Raw genomic sequence first — 19,916 nt, 5'->3', positions numbered from 1 at the left:
GACAACGCCGGAATCGCGCCGCCGGCCGTACCCGCGATGATCGTTCTCGGTCAGCGACGGCTGGTCGGGAAAGCCCGAAGGGCGGTTTCCGACGAGCCGCTCAGCCGCGACCTGGGCGGCGGCCCCGGTACCAGCGGCCACCGCCGCCCGCGCGCCGGCCGAAGCCGGCCAGGTGGAGCGCGAGCAGCAGCAGGCCGATCAGCACGAGGGTGTTCCAGTTGAACAGGTCCGGCGCGCCGAGCCTGGTGTCCAGCAGGTCGAGCAGCAGGGCGAAGCCGAAAACCGCGGCGGCGGCGATGGCGAGCATGGCGTTCCTCCGGTGGGGGTTCCAGTAGGTCGGCGCGGGATGTACCCGATCGGTCGGCTCGCCAATCTCCACGCTGGACCACCGCGGCCCCGGCAGCCCGCCGGGCGGCGGCTGGTCCCGGCGCGGGCCGTCCGGCGGCCCCACGTCAGACCGGTGCCCTCTCCGGCACCTCGGAGGGCTGCGGCCGGCAGGTAGAGCGGCGCGGCGACAGCCAGCACCACCGCGCCCACCAGCATGGCCGTGCTCACCCCGGCGCGGTCGCCGACGAACCCGAGCAGCACACCGCCGAGAGCGCCGGCCGGCATGGACACCATCGAGTTCACCGAGATCACGCTGGTCCGGTACGGCCCGTCGACCTGCCGGTGCAGGAGCCCCATGTGCAGCGGGTTCGACGCGCCGTGCACGGCGTAGCAGGCGAAGAAGGCGACCAGCACCCCGACCGGGCCGGCGAGCAGCGCCATCCCGACCACGGTGGCCCCCTGCACGATCCGCAGCAGGGCGGCACCGGGTGCGGCACCGAGCCAGCGGATGAGCAGCGGGGTGAGCGCCGCGCCGCCGGCCGACGCGAGCCACGCCACGGTGCTGCCCGGTCCGAGCAGGGCGGCGGCCCGGTCGGCGTCGCCCAGCACCTCGGCCAGCCGGACCGGCAGCAGACCCTCGAAGGTGACCATGCCGAAGCCCCAGAACAGCTCGACCGCCACCAGGGCGAGCAGCACCCGGGATCGGCGCAGCAGGCCGAACGCCTCGCCGACCATCCGCGGCGCGCTGCGGATCGAGGCCCGCAGGGCACCCGGCCCGGCCGCCGGCCGCCCCTCCACCAGCAGGGTCAGCAGCGCCGCCAGGTAGACCATCTGGAACACGGCCGCGACCACGACCGGCACGGTGAGGGCGCTGACCGGGCCGAGCGGGCCGAGGGCCACCAGGCCGCCGCTGAGCAGCGCGCCGGCCGCCACGCTCAGGCCGAGCACCGTGCCACCCTGACCGAGCCCCTTCTCGTACGCGGCGTCCGGGTCGGCGGCCAGGGTGCTGTCGACGTACCAGGACTCCAGGGGGCCGCTGTCCAGGGCGCGGAACACGCCCTGCAACGCCCAGACGGCGACCAGCAGGGCGAGCGAGTCGGCCACCACCAGCAGGGCCGTCGAGACGAGCCCGACCAGGCTGGCCACCACCAGCACCGGCTTGCGGCCCAGCGCGTCGGCGAACCCGCCGGTCGGCAGCTCCAGGGCGAGCACCACCGCCCCCTGGGCGGCGACGGCCAGGCCGATCTGGGTCAGGGTCAGCCCCCGCTCCTGCATGAGCAGGATGAAGATCGGGATGGTCAGGCCGACCGGCAGCCAGCGCAGCCCGTGCAGGACCAGGTAACGGCGCCGGACCTGGCGCACGGACAGGGCGCTCATCGCCGGCTCCCCAGCATCAGCGGGAACGCGGCAAGGAAGATCTGCACCTGCTCGGCGCCGGGCTCGCCAGGGTCGGCCTCCGCGCGGTAACGCTCCAGGATCTGCCACACCTCCGCGCTGAGCGCCGCCAGCCGGCTCGACGGGATGGTCATGAAGGCGTCGCCCATACCGAACGCGTCGCGCCAGGCCGGCGGCCACTGGTCGCGTGCCGCGAACCACCGCTCGGCGTGTTCGACGAAGAGGCGTACCTGCTCGGACTGGATCCACTCCACCGCGGCGCGGGCGTCCGGGTCGTCGTCGAAGTCGGTGTTCTCCCAACTCGTGACGTCGTGCGCGGCCCGCCACCAGCGCTGCCGCCCGGTGCCCCGGTCCGGCTCCTCGGCGACCAGCCCCACCTCGGCGAGCTGGCGGAGGTGGTAGCTGGTCGCGCCGGTGTTGGTGTCGAGCAGCTCGGCGAGGGTGGTGGCGGTGGCCGGCCCCTTCACCCGCAGCGCGCCGAGCAGCCGGGTACGCAGTGGATGCGCCAGCACCCGGACCTGCCGGTGATCGAGCCGCACCCGGCGCGGTGCCTTCTTCTCGTCACTTCCCATGCTTGCACAATACTTGTGCATAGTTTCTGTGCACAATACTTGTGCACAGAAACTATGCAGGATCCGGGGCAGCGGGTTCGGGTGGTTCAGGCGGCGAAGAGTTCGGTGACGCCGCGCAGCCGGGTGCGGAGCAGGCCGGTGGCGCGGGTGGAGTCGAGGCGTACCTCGGCGGGGCGGACCAGGCCGGCGGCGGCAGCCGTGGTGGTCTTCAGGTGGGCCGGGTCGACGCCCGCCCGGCGGGCCACCAGCAGCCCCAGCTCCGCCCGGCTCACCCCGTCCGGGCCGGCCACGTTGAGCGGACCGGCGTAGTCGGACGCCACCAGTTCCAGCACGGCGGCGGCGAGATCGGCGACGTCGACCGGGCAGCGGAGCTCGTCGGTGAAGAGGGCCGCCCGGCCGGCCAGGGCGTCCCGGCAGAGCTGGATCTGCGGGCTCCCCTCCCCCAGGATCAACGAGGTACGCACCAGCGCGGCGGCCGGGTCGATGGCCCGCACCGCCGTCTCCGCGGCCGCCTTCGCCGCGCCGTACGGGAAGATCGGGGTGGGCGGGTCGTCGTCGGCGTACGCCTCGGGACGCCCGGCGTGCAGCGCGTCGCTGGAGATGTGCACCAACCGCGCCCCCGCCTCGGCGGCGGCGGACGCGACGTTGGCCGCCCCGTCGGCGGTGACCGCCCAGTCGGCGTACCGGTAGGGAGTGCCGACCACGGCGTCGGGGCGTACTGCGGAAACCAGCGCCCGCACCGCGGCCCGGTCGGTCACGTCGAGCCGCCGTGCCGTCACGCCCGACACCCCGACGGACCCCGAGTGATACGTCCCCGCCACCGACCACCCGGCACCGACCGCCTGCCGGCACACCTCCCGCCCGAGAAGCCCGCTACCGCCCACCACCAACAACCGCATCGACGCACCTCCACCCCGCGCCCACATCGTCGATCATGAACTTACCGTCCCGGCACGCCGGCCAGAGGACGACGACTTCATGGTCGACAACGATCCCGAGCGGTCCCGGGGCGGGTGAGGCGGGGTGGTTGTCAGGTGGGGTCGGCGACCGGGGCGGCGGGGCCGGCGGTGCCGGGGTGGGCCGGCGGCTGGGGCTTGGGCTTGGCGTCGATGCCGGCCTCGGTGCGCTGCTGCCCGGTGATCGGGGTGGGCGCGCCGGTGAGGGGGTCGAAGCCGCCCCGGGTCTTCGGGAAGGCGATCACCTCGCGGATCGAGTCGGCGCCGGCGAGCAGCATGCAGACCCGGTCCCAGCCGAACGCGATGCCGCCGTGCGGGGGCGGGCCGTAGCTGAACGCCTCCAGCAGGAAGCCGAACTTGTCCTGCGCCTCCTCGGGCGTGATGCCGAGCAGCGCGAAGACCCGCTGCTGGACGTCGCGACGGTGGATACGGATCGAGCCGCCGCCGATCTCGTTGCCGTTGCACACGATGTCGTACGCGTAGGCCAGGGCCCGATCCGGCGCCTCCTCGAACCGGTCCACCCACTCGGCGTTCGGCGAGGTGAACGGGTGGTGCACCGCCGTCCAGCCGGCTGCCCCGCCGTTCTCCTCCGACGTCCGTTCGAACATCGGCGCGTCGACCACCCAGCAAAACGCCCAGGCGCTCTCGTCGACCAGGCCGGACCGCCGGGCGATCTCGATCCGGGCCGCGCCGAGCAGTTCCTGCGCCTCCCGGGCCTGCGCGCTGGCGGCGAAGAAGATCGCGTCGCCCGGCTTGGCGCCGACCGCGTCGGCCAGCCCGGTCAGGTGCTCGGCCGACAGGTTCTTCGCCACCGGCCCGCGCGCCTCGCCGGTCTCCGCGTCCAGCACCACGTACGCCAGGCCCCTGGCGCCGCGCGCCTTGGCCCAGTCCTGCCAGCCGTCCAACTCCTTGCGGGTCTGCGCCGCGCCGCCCGGCATCACCACCGCGCCGACGTAGCCGCCCGCGTCGATCGCGCCGGCGAAGACCCGGAACTGGGTGCCGCGCAGGTAGTCGGTCAACTCGGTCAGCTCGACGCCGTAGCGCAGGTCGGGCTTGTCCGAGCCGTACCGGGCCATCGCGTCGTGCCAGGTGATCCGCGGGATCGGGCGGGGAATCTCGTACCCGGCCAGGTCCGACCAGAGGGCGGCGACGATCGCCTCGCCGAGGTCGATCACGTCGTCCTCGGTGACGAAGGACATCTCGATGTCGAGCTGGGTGAACTCCGGCTGCCGGTCGGCCCGGAAGTCCTCGTCCCGGTAGCAGCGGGCGATCTGGTAGTAGCGTTCCATGCCGCCGACCATCAGCAGCTGCTTGAACAGCTGCGGTGACTGCGGCAACGCGTACCAGCTGCCGGGCTGCAGGCGTACCGGCACCAGGAAGTCGCGGGCGCCCTCCGGGGTGGAGCGGGTCAGCGTCGGGGTCTCGATCTCCAGGAAGTCCCGGTCGTGCAGCACCGTCCGGGCCAGCTGGCTGGCGCGCGAGCGCAGCCGCAGGGCCTGGGCCGGGCCGCTGCGGCGCAGGTCGAGGTAGCGGTACTTGAGCCGGATGTCGTCGCCGGCGACCACCTGGTCGTCCACCGGCAGCGGCAGCGGGGCCGCCTCGGAGAGCACCTCCAGCTCGGTCGCGGTCACCTCGACGTCACCGGTGGGCAGCTCCGGGTTCTCGTTGCCCTCCGGGCGGCGGGTCACCTCGCCGACGACCCGGACGCAGTATTCGTTGCGCAGCGCGTGCGCGTCCTCCTCGCGGAGCACCACCTGGACCACGCCGGAGCCGTCGCGCAGGTCGACGAAGATGACCCCGCCGTGGTCGCGCCGGCGGGCCACCCACCCGGCGAGCGTCACCGTGGTGCCGGCGTCCGCCGCGCGCAGGCTGCCGGCGTCATGGGTACGGATCACGACGTGCGTCTCCCTCGTCTGCTCTACATCTGCTCCCGACATTCTCTCAGCACCCCCACACCCCCGTTCCCGGGGTGCAAGGAAGGGCCCCCTCTTAACGCCTCGCGTAGTAAAAGGGCCCCCTGTTAACGCCGACGGGCGCGGGCGGGCGGGCGCGCGGGCGGGCCGCCGGAGGAGGAATCCGGCGGCCCGCTGGCGGAGGAGACAGGTCGGTTGGGCGGAAGGAAGGTCAGTAGACGCTGACGCCGTAGGCGCTGAGCACCGGACCGACCGGCTGGAAGTACGTGGTGCCGCCGCTGGTGCAGTTGCCGCTGCCGCCGGAGGTCAGGCCGAGCGCGATGGTGCCGCTGAACAGCGAGCCGCCGCTGTCACCCGGCTGGGCGCAGACGGTGGTCCGGATCAGGCCGCGGACCTGACCCTCGGCGTAGTTGACCGTGGCGTTGAGCGCGGTGACCGAGCCGCTGCGCACGCCGGTGGTGCTACCCGAGCGCTGCACCGACTGGCCGACGTACGCGCTGCCGGAGGCGGTGATGTCGCGGTAGGTGCCGTTGTAGAGGTAGACGTTGCCCGGCTGCACGACGCTCTGGTTGCTGTACCGGACGATGCCGTAGTCGTTGCCCGGGAAGCTGCTGCCGGCACGGGCGCCCAGCAGCGCGGTCTGCCCCGAGTTGCTGTACCAGTTCGACGCGATGTTGGTGCAGTGCCCGGCGGTGATGAAGTAGTAGGTGCTGCCGCTGCGCACGTTGAAGCCGAGCGAGCAGCGCCCGCCGCCCTGCGCGTAGATCGCCTCACCGCCGGAGATGCGGGTGCTCAGCACGCCGGCCTCGGCCTCGATGCGTACCGCGCCGTTGGTCCGCGCGGCGGCGGCCTTGACCCGCTCCAGCTTCGCGCCGGTCACCGTGCTGTCCACGGAGACGACGACCTGGTTGGTGGCCGGGTCGGTCCACCAGGCGGTGCCCGCGATCGCGGCGGAACGGTCCAGCTCGGCGGTGGCCCGGCTCAGCTCGGCGGCGCCGCGCTTGACGATCTTCGGGGTGGCGCCGGCGGCGGCCACCTGGCGGGCCGCGACGGCGTCGGTCACCGCGACGACCATCTTGCCGGCGGCGTCGGCGTAGGCGCCGGCGGCGCGGTCGCCGAGCCGCTCGGCCAGGGCGGCCGCGGCGTCGGGCGAGGCGGACGCGGGTGCCGCCTGGGCCGGCGCTCCGGCCAGCACGCCGGCGACGAGAGTTCCGGCCGCGGCGACGGTGACGACGCGGCGCAGCATTGACCTTGTGGGTCGCATGTAACAGCCTCCCGGATGGGGGTCGGGGGCCCTGTCACGGCGACAGGGCAGGGGGCAACTCAGCCACCTGGGGAAATGACCAAGCGAGGGCAAGTATTCACATATTTAAGATCGTAAGCAAGGCCACCCTTTGCCCGAATTTCCTCTCCCGGCGGGCGTAACCCCTCCGCAACATTGTGGACACAGAAGGTCATCTATACGCTCTGGTCACCGCCGCAATCCGGCAAGTCGTGAACCGGAGGCCACCATGACCCTCGTCCGACGCGCGCTGGCCACCCTCGCCGGCGTCACCGCCCTCGTCCTGCTCGTCACCAGCCCGGCCATCGCCGACCCCGGCCCGCCGCCGACCTCGATGACGAGCCTCGGTGACTCCATCACCCGCGGCTTCAACGCCTGCGGGTGGTACGTCGACTGCACCAGCCGCTCGTTCAGCACCGGCGACCACTCCACCGTGAACAGCCACTACCTGCGCATCCGCGCGGTCAGCCCGGGCATCAACGGCCGCAACAACAACGCCGCCCGCACCGGGGCGAAGTCCGCCGACCTGTACGGCCAGGCCGGCACCGCGGTCAGCCAGGGGGCCGGCTACGTCACCATCCTGATCGGCGCCAACGACGCCTGCACCGGCTCGGAGTCGACGATGACCTCGGTGGCCACCTTCCGGGCGAACATCGACTCCGCCCTGAACAGGCTCAAGACCGGCCTGCCGAACGCCCGCGTCTACGTGATCAGCATCCCGGACGTGCACCGGCTCTGGTCGGTCGGCAAGGACAGCTCCAGCGCCCGCACCGCCTGGTCGCTCTTTGGCATCTGCCAGTCCATCCTGGCCAACCCGACCTCCACCGCCCAGGCCGACGTCGACCGGCGCAACCGGGTCCGGCAGCGGGTGATCGACTTCAACGGCCAGCTCGCGGCGGCCTGCACCGCGTACGGGTCGAACTGCAGGTACGACGGCAACGCCGTCTTCGGCTACCCGTTCACCCTCGCCCAGCTCTCCGGCTGGGACTACTTCCACCCGAACGCCACCGGCCAGCAGGTCCTCGCCACCGTCTCCTACCCCGCCGGCTTCGCCTGGTAACCCACCCGACCACCCTGACCCGTCCCGTGGTGAACCGTGGGGCGGGTCAGCGGGGGTGGGCGCCGGGGCCGGGGCGGGGGATCACGTCGCGGGGTTCGGCGACGTGGTGACCGGCGGCGCAACGCAACTCGACGCGGACCTCGGCACCGCAGTCGCGGTGCCCGACGCTCAGCGGCGGGCCCTCCGGGTCGGCGAGGTACCGGTCACCCCAGGCCAGCACGGCGACCAGCACCGGCCAGAGATCGAGCCCCTTGGTGGTGAGCCGGTACTCGTGGCGCAGCCGGCTGCCCGGCTCCCGGTACGGCTCGCGGCGCAGCACGCCCTGGTCGACCAGGGTCGCCAGCCGGTTCGTCAGCACCTGCCGGGGAATGCCGGTACGCACCCGCATGTCGTCGAAGCGACGGACCCCGCTGAACACCTCACGCAGCACCACCAGGGTCCACTTCTCGCCGAGCACCTCCATCGCGCGGGCGACCGTGCAGTTGTCGACCGACCAGTCCAGGGCCGCGGGTCTCATGCCCGAAAGGCTAGTGCGGCGTCCAGGAGCGTTGCCAGTGTCGCGGCGAGGTCCCGGCGGTGCTCCGGCAGGGCGGAGTCTGGGCCCGGCGCGGCGCGGCAAACGGATCCGGACACCGCACTGAGTTCGATTGACAGACTCAGCAAGCGCTGACAGGCTGAGTCCATGACGCAGACGCAGGATGCGGCACGTAGCCGGACCTTCTCCTGGTCGGATCCGGGCATCAACGCCGCGCAGGTCGGCCGCCGCGGCGGGCTGGAGCTGCTCCGCGCGATGATCGCCGGCGAGCTGGCCGCGCCGCCGGTGATGCACCTGATCGACATGGCCCGGATGGAGGCCGACGAGGGCCGGGTCGTGGTCGAGCTGGTGCCGCAGGAGTTCCACTACAACCCGCTCGGCACGGTGCACGGCGGGGTGATCTCCACCCTGCTGGACACCGCCGCCGGGTGTGCCGTGCACACCACCCTGCCGGTCGGCGTCGGCTACACCTCGCTGGACCTGAACGTGAAGTTCCTCCGGCCGGTCACCGTCGACTCCGGCACGCTGCGCTGCGAGGGGACCGTGCTACAGAGCGGTCGGCGTACCGCCCTGGCCGAGGCCCGGCTGACCGACGGCCGGTCCCGCCTCGTCGCCCACGCCACCTCCAGCTGCCTCCTGCTACCGCTGGACCTCCCTGCCGCCTGACCGGCCGCGCCGCATGCCGAACCCGCCGCCCCAGTCGCGGGATGGCATGGACGCGTCGCGGGGTGCCGAGGACGCGTCGCGGGATGGCATGGATGCGATGGCCGGCGGCGGGTTGCTGAGCCGCCCCGGGCACGAAAGGTCGTCGAGAGAGCCAGCGACCGTGCCCGGGGCTCAGCGGCCCGCCGCGCCATGCCCAGGCCAGGCCACGCTCACGCCAGGGCCAGACCAGGCCAGACCGGGACCGGGCCGGGCCAGACCGGGCCGACGTTCCAGGCCAGGCCGAGCAACACCCTCCACTGGGCCTGATTTCACAGCGAAATACTTATTTCGCTGTGAAATCAGACTTCGGAGGAAAGGTGCCACCCGGCCGGCACACTGCCCCCGCGGCCAGGGTCGGACCGGGTCGGGGCACCAGCGGCTCAGCTCACCAGCGGCTTGAGGTCCGCCCGGGGCGGCGTCCACTCCCCCGCCGCGGCGACGACCTGCTCGCCGGAGCGGATGTCCTTCACCTCGTCGGCGGCCCCGTCCGGGCCGGGGAACCAGACGTACGGGATACCGCGCCGCTCGGCGTACCGGATCTGCTTGCCGAACTTCGCCGCGCTCGGCGACACCTCGGTCGGGATGCCCCGCGACCGCAGGCCCTCGGCGACCCGGTTGCTGGTCGCCCGCGACTCCTCGCTGGTCACCGCCACCAGCACGCAGGTCGGCACGTCGCGGGACACGGAGAGCGCGCCGGCGCCGAAGAGCAGCCCGAGCAACCGGGTCACCCCGATCGAGATACCCACCCCGGGGAACCGGGCCGCCCCGGCGCTGGCCAGGTTGTCGTACCGGCCACCGGAGCAGACCGAGCCGAACCGCTCGTACCCGATCATCTGGGTCTCGTAGACGGTGCCGGTGTAGTAGTCCAGGCCCCGGGCGATGCGCAGGTCGGCCACGCAGAGCCCCGGCGCGTGCGCGGCGGCGGTCTCCACCACGGCGGTCAGCTCGGCGATGCCCTCGTCCAGCAGCGGGTCGCTGACCCCGAGCGCGCGCACCGCGTCGGCGAACGACGCGTCCGGCGCGGAGATCTCGGCCAGCGCCAGGCACGCCTTGGCCTGCGCCTCGCTCGCCCCGGCCGTGGCGGCCAGCAGCTCGGCCACGCCGGCCGGGCCGAGCTTGTCGAGCTTGTCGACCGCGCGCAGCACCGCCTCCGGATCGGCCAGCCCGATGCCCCGGTAGAAGCCCTCGCAGATCTTGCGGTTGTTCACCTGGATACGGACCGGCGGAAGCGGCAGCGAGCGCAGCGCATCGCCGATGACCAGGGGCATCTCCGCCTCGTGGTGCGGCGCGAGGGTGTCCCGGTCGACGATGTCGATGTCGGCTTGGAGGAACTCGCGGTACCGCCCCTCCTGCGGCCGCTCGCCGCGCCACACCTTCTGGATCTGGTAGCGACGGAACGGGAACTGGAGCTTGCCGGCGTTCTCCAGCACGTAGCGGGCGAACGGCACGGTCAGGTCGAAGTGCAGGCCGAGGGCGTCGTCGCCGGCCAGGCCCTCCGGGTCGCCGTGCAGCCGCCGGATCACGTAGACCTCCTTCGAGGTCTCCCCCTTGCGCAGCAACTGGTCCAACGGCTCGACGGCCCGGGTCTCCAGCGGCGCGAAGCCGTACAGCTCGAAGGTCGACCGGATCCGGTCCAGGACGTACTGCTCGATCATTCGCTGGGCGGGCGTCCACTCCGGGAACCCGGAGATGGGCGTGGGCTTGCTCATGATGCTCCGTTCGCAGACCCGCGCGATCCGCGCGGGGAAAGAGTCGGTGCGGCCGTTACAGGCCGCGGCTGGGGGCCGCCGGTCGCGCGCCGCCCATCCCGGCCACCTCGGTGAGGTACGGGTTGGTGGCGCGCTCGCGGCCGATGGTGGTCGCGGGGCCGTGGCCCGGCAGCACGACGGTGTCGTCGGCCAGCGGGAGGATCTTGTCCCGCAGGCTGGTGAGCATCGTCGGCAGGCTGCCGCCGGGCAGGTCGGTGCGGCCGATCGAACCGGCGAAGAGCACGTCACCGGAGAGGCAGAGCTGCTCCGCCTCCCAGGGCGAGCCGGCGCCGGGCAGCCGGAACAGCACCGACCCGCCGGTATGGCCGGGCGCATGGTCGACGGTGATCTCCAACCCGGCGAGGGCGAGCGTCATACCGTCGGCCAGTTCGGCGACCTCTTCCGGCTCGGCGTACGGCAGCCGGCCGCCGAAGAGCTGGGTGAGGTCCATCGACAGCGCCTTCGCCGGATCGGCCAGCAGTTCCCGATCGGCCGGGTGGACGTACGCGGTGATCCCGCGCGCCCCGCAGACCGGCGCCACGGAGAAGGTGTGGTCGAGGTGCCCATGGGTGAGCAGGACCGCGGCCGGGTGCAGGCGATGCTCGGCGAGCAGCGCGTCGAGCCGGTCGATCACCCCGATGCCGGGGTCGACCACCACGCACTGTTCCCCCGGCCCGGCGGCGACCACGTAGCAGTTGGTGCCGAAGGCGTCCGCGGGAAAGCCGGCCACGAGCACGTCCGCTCCCCTTCCGTCGAGCTGTCCTCTTGCGCAGCCTAACCGGCGGCCCGGCCGGCTCCGGCGCATCCGTCCCAACCGCACCACTGGGCACTGACGCACCCCGATGCCACGTGCCAGCCGACCTAGTAGACGACTTTCACAGCCGGTACCCGTACACTCTGGCGGGCGTGTGGCGTGGCGCACCTGCCGCCCGACGGGTACGCGACCACCGGCTGACGACCAGGGTAGAGGAAGGGGAGCACGGGTGGCTTCCAGCAGGGACCGGCAGCGCAAACTGGCGCGGGCCAAGCTCGACCGGCAACTGGCCCGCCGGGCCGCCGTCGCCAAACGTCGTCGGCAGATCCGGGCCGGCGTCGGCACCGCCCTGATCCTCGTGCTGGTCATCGCCGGCTCGGCGTGGGCGCTGGGCGCCTTCGACCGCGAGCCGGCCGAGAACACCGCCGCCGACGAGGTCTGCCTCTGGACCCCGCAGAACACGGCGGGCAACACCAACCTCAAGGATGTCGGCGAGCCGGCCACCACCGGACTGCCGATCACCGGCAACCGGCCGATGACCATCGTCACCAACCAGGGCGCGCCGATCTCGGTCGAGCTGGACCTGGCGAGCGCTCCGTGCGCCGCCGCGAGCATCGCCCACCTGGCCAGCCAGTCGTTCTACGACAACACCAAGTGCCACGAGATCATGGCCGAGGGCGCGGTGCGCTGCGGCGACCCCAGCGGCACCGGCCTGGGCGGCCCGTCGTACTCGTTCTACGACGAGAACATGCCCGACGTGCCGGAAGCCTCCCCCTCGGCCAGCCCGGCCCCGGATCAGCCGCCGACGTACCCGAAGGGCACGGTCGCCATGATCGCGAACCCGCCGGGCGCCAACGGCAGCCAGTTCGTGATCTTCTTCAAGGACTACACCACCGCCGAGCCGAAGTTCCCGATCATCGGCCGGGTCACCGGGGGCCTCGACGTCGTGGAGAAGATCGGTGCCCTGCCGACCGTGGACAATGAAGCCGGGGAAAAGGTCGCGCCAAAGGACGACGTCGTCCTCCAGAGCCTGACCGTCGGCGAGCCGGTGCTGGATCCGGCATCGCCGACCGATCCGACCCCCGCGGGTACGCCGAGTTCGGCGGCCTCGGGCGCACCCGAGGCCAGCACGAACCCGAACTGACCCACGGTTCCACCACCGCAGCGGCATCCACAGCACAGTCCAGGAGGATCGAGGCGTGACGTCCACCAGAGAGCGGCAGCGCGCGGCGGCCCGCGCCCGGCTCGAGAAGGAGATGGCCGAGCGGGCGGCCCGGGCCCGAAAGCGCCGCCAGACGCAGGCGGTGGTGGGGGCCGGCGTGGTCCTGCTGCTGGTGGTCGCCGGCACGGCCTGGCTGGCCAGCAACCTGATCGGCGACGACAGCGGCACCGAGAACGTCGCCCGGGACGGCGGCTCGGCGCAGTGCGACTGGATCGAGATCCCGGCCGGCGAGCGGACCCCGACGACCAAGGACGTCGGGCTGCCGGGCGCCGAGCAGAGCCGGACCGGCACCCAGACCATGACGATCACCACCAACCTCGGCCCGATCACCGCCAAGGTCGACCAGTCGGCGGTGCCGTGCACCGCGGGGAGCTTCATCCACCTGGCCGAGAAGAACTTCTTCGACAACACCAAGTGCCACCGGCTGGTCACCGAGGGCATCAAGGTGCTTCAGTGCGGCGACCCGAGCGCCACCGGCAACGGCTGGCGGGAGACCGACGGCACCGGCGGCCCGAGCTACCGGATGTCGGAGGAGAACCTGCCGACCGACATGCGACCGCCGTACCCGGAGGGCGTCATCGCCATGGCCAACTCCGGCCAGCCGGCCAGCACCGGCAGCCAGTTCTTCATCGTCTACGGCGACTCCCCGCTGGACCCGAACTACACCGTGCTCGGCACCATCACCGGCGGGATGGACCTCGTCAAGGAGATCGCCGCCGCCGGTGACGACGGCGCGTTCGCCCAGCAGGCCGGCGGCGGCCACCCCAAGAAGGAGGTCGTCATCACCGACCTCACCATGGCCCCCGCCTGACCAGACCTACCACGCCCGAAGCGCCCGCCGGCGGTGCCGGCGGGCGCTTCGCTGTCTGCCGGTCTAGGCGCCAGAGGTCACGCGGTAGGCGTCGAAGACGCCGTCCACCTTGCGGACGGCGGCGAGCAGGTGACCGAGGTGCTTGGGGTCGGCCATCTCGAAGCTGAACCGGCTCACCGCCACCCGGTCGCGGGTCGTGGTGACGGTGGCGGAGAGGATGTTGACCCGCTCCTCGGAGAGCACCCGGGTGACGTCGGCGAGCAGCTTGTGCCGGTCGAGGGCCTCCACCTGGATGGCGACCAGGAACGTCGAGGCGGAGGTGAGCTTCCAGTTCACCTCGACCACCCGCTCCCCCTGGGCCCGCAGGTCCTCGGCGTTGGCGCAGTCGTCCCGGTGCACGCTCACCCCGCCGGAGCGGGTCACGAAGCCGAAGACCGTGTCCGGCGGGACCGGGGTGCAGCAGCGGGCCAGCTTGATCCACACGTCGCTGACCCCGCGTACCACCACACCCGGGTCGTGGCTGGAGGCCCGGCTGCGCGGCGGCCGGGTGGCGACGGCGGTCTCGGCGATGTCCTCGGCCGCGCCCTCCTCGCCCCCGTAGGAGGCCATCAGCTTCTGCACCACCGACTGCGCGGAGACCTGACTGTCCCCCACCGCCGCGTACAACGACGCCACGTCAGGCAGGTGCAGATCCCGGGCGATGGCCATCAGGTTGTCGGAGGTGAGCATCCGCTGCAACGGCATGCCCTGCTTGCGCATCGCCTTGACGATCGCGTCCTTGCCCTCCTCGATCGCCTCCTCGCGCCGCTCCTTGTTGAAGTACTGCCGGATCTTCGTCCGCGCCCGGGGGCTCTTGACGAAACCCAACCAGTCCTGCGTCGGGCCGGCCGTGTCGGACTTCGACGTGAAGATCTCGATCACGTCACCGTTGGAGAGCGTCGACTCCAACGGCACCAACTTGCCGTTGACCCGCGCCCCGATGCACTTGTGCCCCACCTCGGTGTGCACCGCGTACGCGAAGTCCACCGGCGTCGACCCCGTCGGCAACGGGATCACGTCGCCCTTCGGCGTGAAGACGTACACCTCCTGGCTGGACAGGTCGAACCGCAACGCGTCCAGGAACTCGCTCGGGTCCGCCGCCTCCCGCTGCCAGTCCAGCAACTGCCGCAGCCAGGTCATCTCGTCGATGTGCGCCGGCGGCCCGACGATCTGGGTGCCCTTGTGCTCCTTGTACTTCCAGTGCGCCGCGATGCCGAACTCCGCCGTCCGGTGCATCGCGTACGTGCGGATCTGCATCTCCACCGGCTTGCCGGTCGGCCCGATCACCGTCGTGTGCAGCGACTGGTACATGTTGAACTTCGGCATGGCGATGTAGTCCTTGAACCGGCCCGGCACCGGCTGCCAGTTCGCGTGGATCACCCCCAACGCCGCGTAGCAGTCCCGCACCGTGTCGACCAGGATCCGCACCCCCACCAGGTCGTAGATGTCGTTGAAGTCCCGGCCCCGCACGATCATCTTCTGGTAGATCGAGTACAGGTGCTTCGGCCGACCGGTGGTCTCCGCCTTGATCTTGGCGGCCTTCAGGTCGACCTGCACCTTCTGCGTCACCTGCCGCAGCAACGCCTCCCGCTGCGGCTGGTGCTCCCCGATCAGCCGGTTGATCTCCTCGAACCGCTTCGGGAACAGCGTGCCGAAGGCCAGATCCTCCAGCTCCCACTTGATGGTGTTCATACCCAGGCGGTGGGCGAGCGGGGCGAGGATCTCCAGCGTCTCCTTGGCCTTCTGCTCCCGCTTCGGCGCGGGGAGGAAGGAGAGCGTACGCATGTTGTGCAGCCGGTCGGCCAGTTTGATCACCAGGACCCGCGGGTCCTTGGCCATGGCGACGACCATCTTGCGGATCGTCTCGGCCTTGGCCGCGTCACCGAGCTTGACCTTGTCGAGCTTGGTGACCCCGTCGACCAGCAGGGCGACCTCGCCGCCGAAGTCCGCGCGCATCTGGTCGAGGGTGTACTCGGTGTCCTCGATCGTGTCGTGCAGCAACGCGGCGACCAGCGTGGTGGTGTCCATGCCCAGATTGGCCAGGATGGTCGCCACCGCGAGCGGGTGGGTGATGTACGGGTCACCGGATTTCCGGTACTGACCCGAGTGCCAGCGTGCCGCAGTGTCGAAGGCCCGCTGCAACAGCCGCGCGTCGGCCTTGGGATGGTTCTCCCGGTGCGACGAGATCAGCGGCTCCAGCACCTCGCTGACCTGGGACGACTGCCACGGAGCGTTGAACCGCGCCAACCGCGCCCGGACCCGCCGGCCGGTGGGCGCGTGGGACAACCCGAAGCCGCTGCTCGCCGACGAGTCGACGGCCTCGACGGGGGTGGCCTCGGGGGCCACCACCGGAAGGAGCGCGTCGCCCGTGGGCCGTGCCGCGTCGGGTCCGCCGCCCGACGCCGGGGTGGCGCCGTTGCGGTCGGTCACCGAGCCGTCCGCATCGCCTGTCGGGTGCACCGTGCCCTCCACCGGAGGGGCGACATCGTGGGACACCGGCCTCCTCACCGCTCGCCGGAAATAAACCGACCGTGCGCCGGCCGGCCTGGTCTCGCGCCGCTCGAACGGGTCACCGCCCGGTCAGCAATGGGCAATGCTACCCGCACCGGGGGTGCCGTGCCGCTCCGCCGGACGGACCGTGCCGGGTCATCCGGAGGCGACCCGATTCTCAAACGGTCAGCAGGGCATGGACGGGACGCGGCGCCAGCCGGTCCCGGCCGCCGAGGAACGCGAGCTCCAGCAGCACCGTGAAGCCCGCCACCGTGCCACCGGCCCGTTCCACCAGGTCCAGCGTTGCCGCAGCGGTGCCGCCGGTGGCGAGCACGTCGTCGACCACCAGCACCCGGTGCCCGGCGGTGAAGGCGTCCTGGTGCACCTCCAGGGTGGCCTCGCCGTACTCCAGGGCGTAGGAGGCGGCGTAGGCGGGTCGGGGCAGCTTGCCGGCCTTGCGCACCGGCACCACGCCGATGCCGGTCGCGTACGCGATGGCGGCGGCGATCACGAAGCCCCGCGCCTCGATGCCGACCACGGCGTCGAAGGACTCCCGCCCGTGATACGCGATGATCCCGTCGATCACGTCGCGGAAGGCGTCACCGTCGGCGAACAACGGCATCAGGTCCTTGAACATGACGCCGGGCTTGGGGAAGTCGGGCACGTCGAGCACCCGGCTGGCCACCAGCCGGGCCGCCTCCGGCCCGCTGTCTCCGCGTACCCCGGTGCTGTGGGTCTCCGTCACGGTAGCTCCGCTCCCCTTCCACACGACGACGGCGTCCTGCACGCTGCTCGCACAGCATTGCAGGACGCCGTCCTGGTCCGTCCTACCGGGTCGGTCCCGGCGGTGTCAGCGCCGTTTTCCGCTGCTCGGGCGGTTGCCGCCGCCGGGGCGTCCACCCCGGGCGCCGCCGGAGCGCTTGCCGGCCGGCCGGGCACCCACCTTCGGCGCGGCGGCACCGGCCAGGGCGGCGGCACCGGCCTCCGCCGGCACCGGCTTCTCCACGACCTCCTCCGACCGGCGGGAGCTGGTCTTGGCGGCCGGGATCTCGCCGCGGGCCACCGCGGCCCGCCGGGCCTCCACCCGCCGGTTGTGCGCCTCGATCCGCGGGTCGCGGTTCTTGAGCACCACCAACAGCGGGGTGGCCAGCGTGATCGAGGTGAGGAACGCCATGCCCATACCGACGAAGAGCACCAGGCCGAGGTCCTTCAGGGTGCCCGCGCCGAGCAGGCCGGCACCGATGAAGAGGATGCCGCCGACCGGCAGCAGCGCCACCACCGAGGTGTTGACCGATCGCATCAGGCTCTGGTTGACCGCCAGGTTGGCCGCATCGCCATAGGTCTGGTTGTTGTTCGCGGTGATGCCCCGGGTGTTCTCCTGCACCTTGTCGAAGACCACCACCACGTCGTAGAGCGCGAAGCCCAGGATGGTGAGGAACCCGATGATCGTCGACGGGGTGACCTCGAACCCGACGATCGAGTAGATGCCGGCGGTGAGGGCCAGGTTCGTCACCAGGGAGAAGATCGCCGCGATGGCCATCTTCAACTCGAAGCGCAGGATCAGGTAGACCGTCACCAGCGCGATGAAGATGACCAGACCGAGCACGGCCCGGTTGGTCACCTGGCTGCCCCACGCCTCACTGACCCGGTTGGCGCTGATCTGCGCCGCGTCGATGTCGAACCGCTCGGCCATGTCGAGCCGGACGGCCTCGGCCTGCTCCGGGTCGAGCTGGGTGGTCCGCAGCTCGTAGAACTCGCCGCCGGCCCCGCCGACCTTCTGCGCGGTGACCACGTGGGCGCCCTCGCCCGCAGTGGCCAGCGACTGGTTCGCGGTGGCCTCGGCGTCCTGCATGGTGCCGACGCTGGTGGGGACCTGGAACGAGTTGCCGCCGGCGAACTCGATGCCCGGGTTGAACCCCCGGATCAGGATGCTGCCGAGAGCGATCAGCACCAGCACGGCGGCGACGGTGAACCACATCTTGCGCCGGCCGACGATGTTGAGGCCGGCCTCGCCCCGGTAGAGGCGGCTCGCCAGAGAGTTCTCTGCAGCCATCTCAGGCCTCCTTGACACGCGGGTTGCGGGACTGGGCCTGCTCCGACCTGGCCGGCAACACCCGGCCGAGACCACTGACCCGCGGGGACAGGAACGCCCGGCTACGGGCGAGCATCGTCATCATCGGGTGCCGGAAGAGGAAGACCACGACCAGGTCCAGCACCGTGGCCAGGCCGAGGGCGAAGGCGAAGCCCTTGACCGTGCCGACCGAGACGATGTAGAGCACCACCGCCGACAGGATCGTGATGGCGTTCGCCGAGATGATCGTCCGGCGGGCCCGGACCCAGGCGCGGGAGACCGCGCTGCGCGGGCTGCGGCCCTCGCGGATCTCGTCCTTCAGCCGTTCGAAGTAGATGACGAACGAGTCCGCCGCCACACCGAGCGAGACGATGATGCCGGCGATGCCGGCGAGGGTGAGCGTGAAGCCGATCTGCCGGCCCAGCACCACCAGGGCGCCGAAGAGCAGCATCGCCGAGAGCACCAGGCTCGCGAAGATCACCGAGCCGAGCAGGCGGTAGTAGAAGAACGAGTAGATGATGACCAGCAGCATGCCGATGCCGGCCGCGAGCAGACCGGCCCGCAGGTGGCTGGCGCCCAGGGTGGCGGTGACGTTCTGCTGCTCCTGCGCCTGGAAGGTGACCGGCAGGGCGCCGTAGTTGAGGTAACCGGCCAGCTCGCTGGCCTCGGCGTTGTTGAAGTTGCCGGTGATCTGCGAGTTGCCGGTGAGCACGCCCTGGATCTGCGGCGACGAGATGATCGCGTTGTCCAGCACCACGGCGACCCGGCACTTGCCCTCGTCGCCGAGCGCGGTGGCGTCACACGCCTGGCCCTCGTTGTTGAACGCCTCGCGGGTCAGGTTGGTCCACTTCTCCTGACCGGAGCGGGTGAAGTTGAGGCTGACCACCCACTGGCTGGTCTGGTCGCGCACCGCGGCGGCGCTGTCCACGTCGGTGCCGAGCACCTTCGCCACGTCGAGCAGGTTCTTGGCGTAGCCGCCCTCGCAGGCGACGGCCGGCTGCTCCGGGTTGGAGATGGACGCCGGGGGCCGGTCGTCGAGCTGGAGGCAGCTGATGGTCGGCACGTTGAACTGCATCTGCGTCGGGAGCACCGCGACCTCACGGCCGGTCAGCTCGGCGAACGGCTTGAGCTTGTCGGCCAGCGACGGGTCGGCGCTGAGGTCCGCCGGCGCCTGGAGCGCGTTCGCGGCGGCCCAGGCCTCCGCGCCGACCTTCTCCTCGACGGCCTTGCGCTGTTCCTCGACGCTCTGCGGCACCGGCTCCTCGCTCGCCGTCGGCGACGGTGCGGCGCTCGCGGTCGCGGACGGGGTCGGCGTGGCCGGCGCCCCGCCGCCCTGGCCACCGGCCGACGGCGACGAGGTGGCCTCCGCGTCCGGGGTGGGGCTCGTGCTGCCGGACGGGCTCGGGCTGCCCGTCGGCGTCGGCTCGGCCGACTCGCTCGGCGCCGGCGACGGCAGCGTCCCGCTACCGTCGGCGATCTTCAGGACCTTGCGGAACCGCAGCTCGGCGGCGCTGCCGACCTCGCTCAGGTCGCGGTTCTCGCCAGGCAGGGAGATGACGATGTTGCGGTCGCCCTCGGTGACCACCTCGGCCTCGGCCACGCCGTACGCGTTGACCCGGCTCTCGATGATCTGGCGGGCCTGCTCCAGGTTGTCCGCGGTCGGGGCCCGGCCGTCGAGCGTGTTGGTCGCCTCCAGCGTGAGCCGGGTGCCACCGACGAGGTCCAGACCGAGACGGGGTTCGAGCCGGTCCTTCCAGCCGCCACTGGCGCCGCCCGAGAAGAACACCAAAAGATAGAGGACGACAAGGATGCCCCCGAGCACGGCCAACTGCCGTCCCGGGCGCATCTGTCCCTGAGGTGGTGCCACGGCTGTCCTGTCTCCCTGTACGGTCGCGCCGCCGCTGGCGCGGCGGCGAGGTCGGCCGGGTTTCCGGCCGACGATCTGCCATCCGACGGCACCCGAGCTGACGCCGCCGCCTCGGATGGTCGACGCCGGCGCGCGTGGACCGGCCGAGCCGGCGCGCCGACGCCCGGCG

The 19,916-nt window shown here is 71.9% G+C and carries 16 protein-coding genes; 4 read left to right on the top strand and 12 right to left on the bottom strand.

The window, feature by feature from the left end; translation table 11 throughout:
- Positions 1–198: 198 nt before the first annotated feature.
- From ACQPYA_RS11275 to ACQPYA_RS11255, 5 genes are all read right to left on the bottom strand, one after another.
- On the bottom strand, positions 199–1,704 hold the full coding sequence (locus ACQPYA_RS11275; protein WP_433532558.1) for an MFS transporter: 1,506 nt from the start codon (positions 1,702–1,704) through the stop codon (positions 199–201).
- Positions 1,701–2,294: an ArsR/SmtB family transcription factor gene (locus ACQPYA_RS11270; protein ID WP_433532557.1), complete on the bottom strand. Its 594-nt coding sequence runs from the start codon at positions 2,292–2,294 to the stop codon at positions 1,701–1,703. Before ACQPYA_RS11270 ends, ACQPYA_RS11275 begins: the two co-directional genes overlap by 4 nt.
- An 86-nt stretch (positions 2,295–2,380) precedes the next feature.
- Positions 2,381–3,193 carry a sugar nucleotide-binding protein gene (locus ACQPYA_RS11265; protein ID WP_433532556.1) on the bottom strand — a complete coding sequence of 271 codons (813 nt, stop codon included), beginning with the start codon at positions 3,191–3,193 and terminating at the stop codon, positions 2,381–2,383.
- 131 nt (positions 3,194–3,324) lie between these two features.
- Complete coding sequence (gene aspS / locus ACQPYA_RS11260; RefSeq protein WP_433532555.1) at positions 3,325–5,145, bottom strand: aspartate--tRNA ligase; 1,821 nt, start codon at positions 5,143–5,145, stop codon at positions 3,325–3,327.
- 229 nt (positions 5,146–5,374) lie between these two features.
- Positions 5,375–6,427, bottom strand: coding sequence for a S1 family peptidase (locus ACQPYA_RS11255; protein ID WP_433532554.1), 1,053 nt, complete (start codon positions 6,425–6,427; stop codon positions 5,375–5,377).
- Between the two features lie 247 nt (positions 6,428–6,674).
- Between ACQPYA_RS11255 and ACQPYA_RS11250 the strand changes: the two genes are divergently transcribed.
- On the top strand, positions 6,675–7,505 hold the full coding sequence (locus ACQPYA_RS11250; protein WP_433532553.1) for an SGNH/GDSL hydrolase family protein: 831 nt from the start codon (positions 6,675–6,677) through the stop codon (positions 7,503–7,505).
- A 46-nt stretch (positions 7,506–7,551) separates the two neighbouring features.
- Here ACQPYA_RS11250 and ACQPYA_RS11245 read toward each other — a convergent pair whose 3' ends face one another.
- Positions 7,552–8,022 (bottom strand): winged helix-turn-helix transcriptional regulator, encoded by a 471-nt coding sequence (locus ACQPYA_RS11245; RefSeq protein WP_433532552.1) that lies wholly within the window; start codon positions 8,020–8,022, stop codon positions 7,552–7,554.
- A 165-nt stretch (positions 8,023–8,187) separates the two neighbouring features.
- Between ACQPYA_RS11245 and ACQPYA_RS11240 the strand changes: the two genes are divergently transcribed.
- A complete protein-coding gene (locus ACQPYA_RS11240) occupies positions 8,188–8,706 on the top strand; it encodes a PaaI family thioesterase (protein WP_433532551.1) in 519 nt (172 codons plus the stop codon).
- A 419-nt stretch (positions 8,707–9,125) separates the two neighbouring features.
- Here the strand turns inward: ACQPYA_RS11240 and hisS are convergent, their stop codons facing one another.
- A complete protein-coding gene (gene hisS / locus ACQPYA_RS11235) occupies positions 9,126–10,454 on the bottom strand; it encodes a histidine--tRNA ligase (protein WP_433532550.1) in 1,329 nt (442 codons plus the stop codon).
- A gap of 55 nt (positions 10,455–10,509) precedes the next feature.
- The gene (locus ACQPYA_RS11230; RefSeq protein WP_433532549.1) at positions 10,510–11,229 is read right to left on the bottom strand and encodes an MBL fold metallo-hydrolase; all 720 of its coding nucleotides are present in this window, start codon (positions 11,227–11,229) and stop codon (positions 10,510–10,512) included.
- Between the two features lie 247 nt (positions 11,230–11,476).
- On the opposite strand from ACQPYA_RS11230, the gene ACQPYA_RS11225 reads away from it, so the two are divergent.
- Entirely contained in the window at positions 11,477–12,391 is a 915-nt protein-coding gene (locus ACQPYA_RS11225) for a peptidylprolyl isomerase (protein ID WP_433532548.1), read from the top strand.
- Positions 12,392–12,446: 55 nt separating this feature from the next.
- Positions 12,447–13,280, top strand: a complete 834-nt coding sequence (locus ACQPYA_RS11220; protein WP_433532547.1) for a peptidylprolyl isomerase — start codon at positions 12,447–12,449, stop codon at positions 13,278–13,280.
- Positions 13,281–13,343: 63 nt separating this feature from the next.
- Here the strand turns inward: ACQPYA_RS11220 and ACQPYA_RS11215 are convergent, their stop codons facing one another.
- From ACQPYA_RS11215 to secD, 4 genes are all read right to left on the bottom strand, one after another.
- Positions 13,344–15,815, bottom strand: coding sequence for a RelA/SpoT family protein (locus ACQPYA_RS11215; protein ID WP_433532546.1), 2,472 nt, complete (start codon positions 15,813–15,815; stop codon positions 13,344–13,346).
- A gap of 172 nt (positions 15,816–15,987) precedes the next feature.
- Positions 15,988–16,554, bottom strand: a complete 567-nt coding sequence (locus ACQPYA_RS11210) for an adenine phosphoribosyltransferase (RefSeq protein WP_433532545.1) — start codon at positions 16,552–16,554, stop codon at positions 15,988–15,990.
- 105 nt (positions 16,555–16,659) lie between these two features.
- Positions 16,660–17,862: a protein translocase subunit SecF gene (secF, locus tag ACQPYA_RS11205; protein ID WP_433532544.1), complete on the bottom strand. Its 1,203-nt coding sequence runs from the start codon at positions 17,860–17,862 to the stop codon at positions 16,660–16,662.
- A gap of 1 nt (position 17,863) precedes the next feature.
- On the bottom strand, positions 17,864–19,747 hold the full coding sequence (gene secD, locus ACQPYA_RS11200) for a protein translocase subunit SecD (protein ID WP_433532543.1): 1,884 nt from the start codon (positions 19,745–19,747) through the stop codon (positions 17,864–17,866).
- Between the last annotated feature and the right edge of the window lie 169 nt (positions 19,748–19,916).

This window comes from Micromonospora sp. CA-263727, from assembly GCF_050942455.1.
Classification (GTDB): domain Bacteria; phylum Actinomycetota; class Actinomycetes; order Mycobacteriales; family Micromonosporaceae; genus Micromonospora.
Note: the sequence above shows the minus strand (reverse complement) of the source record. Positions and strands in the feature narration are given on the sequence as shown.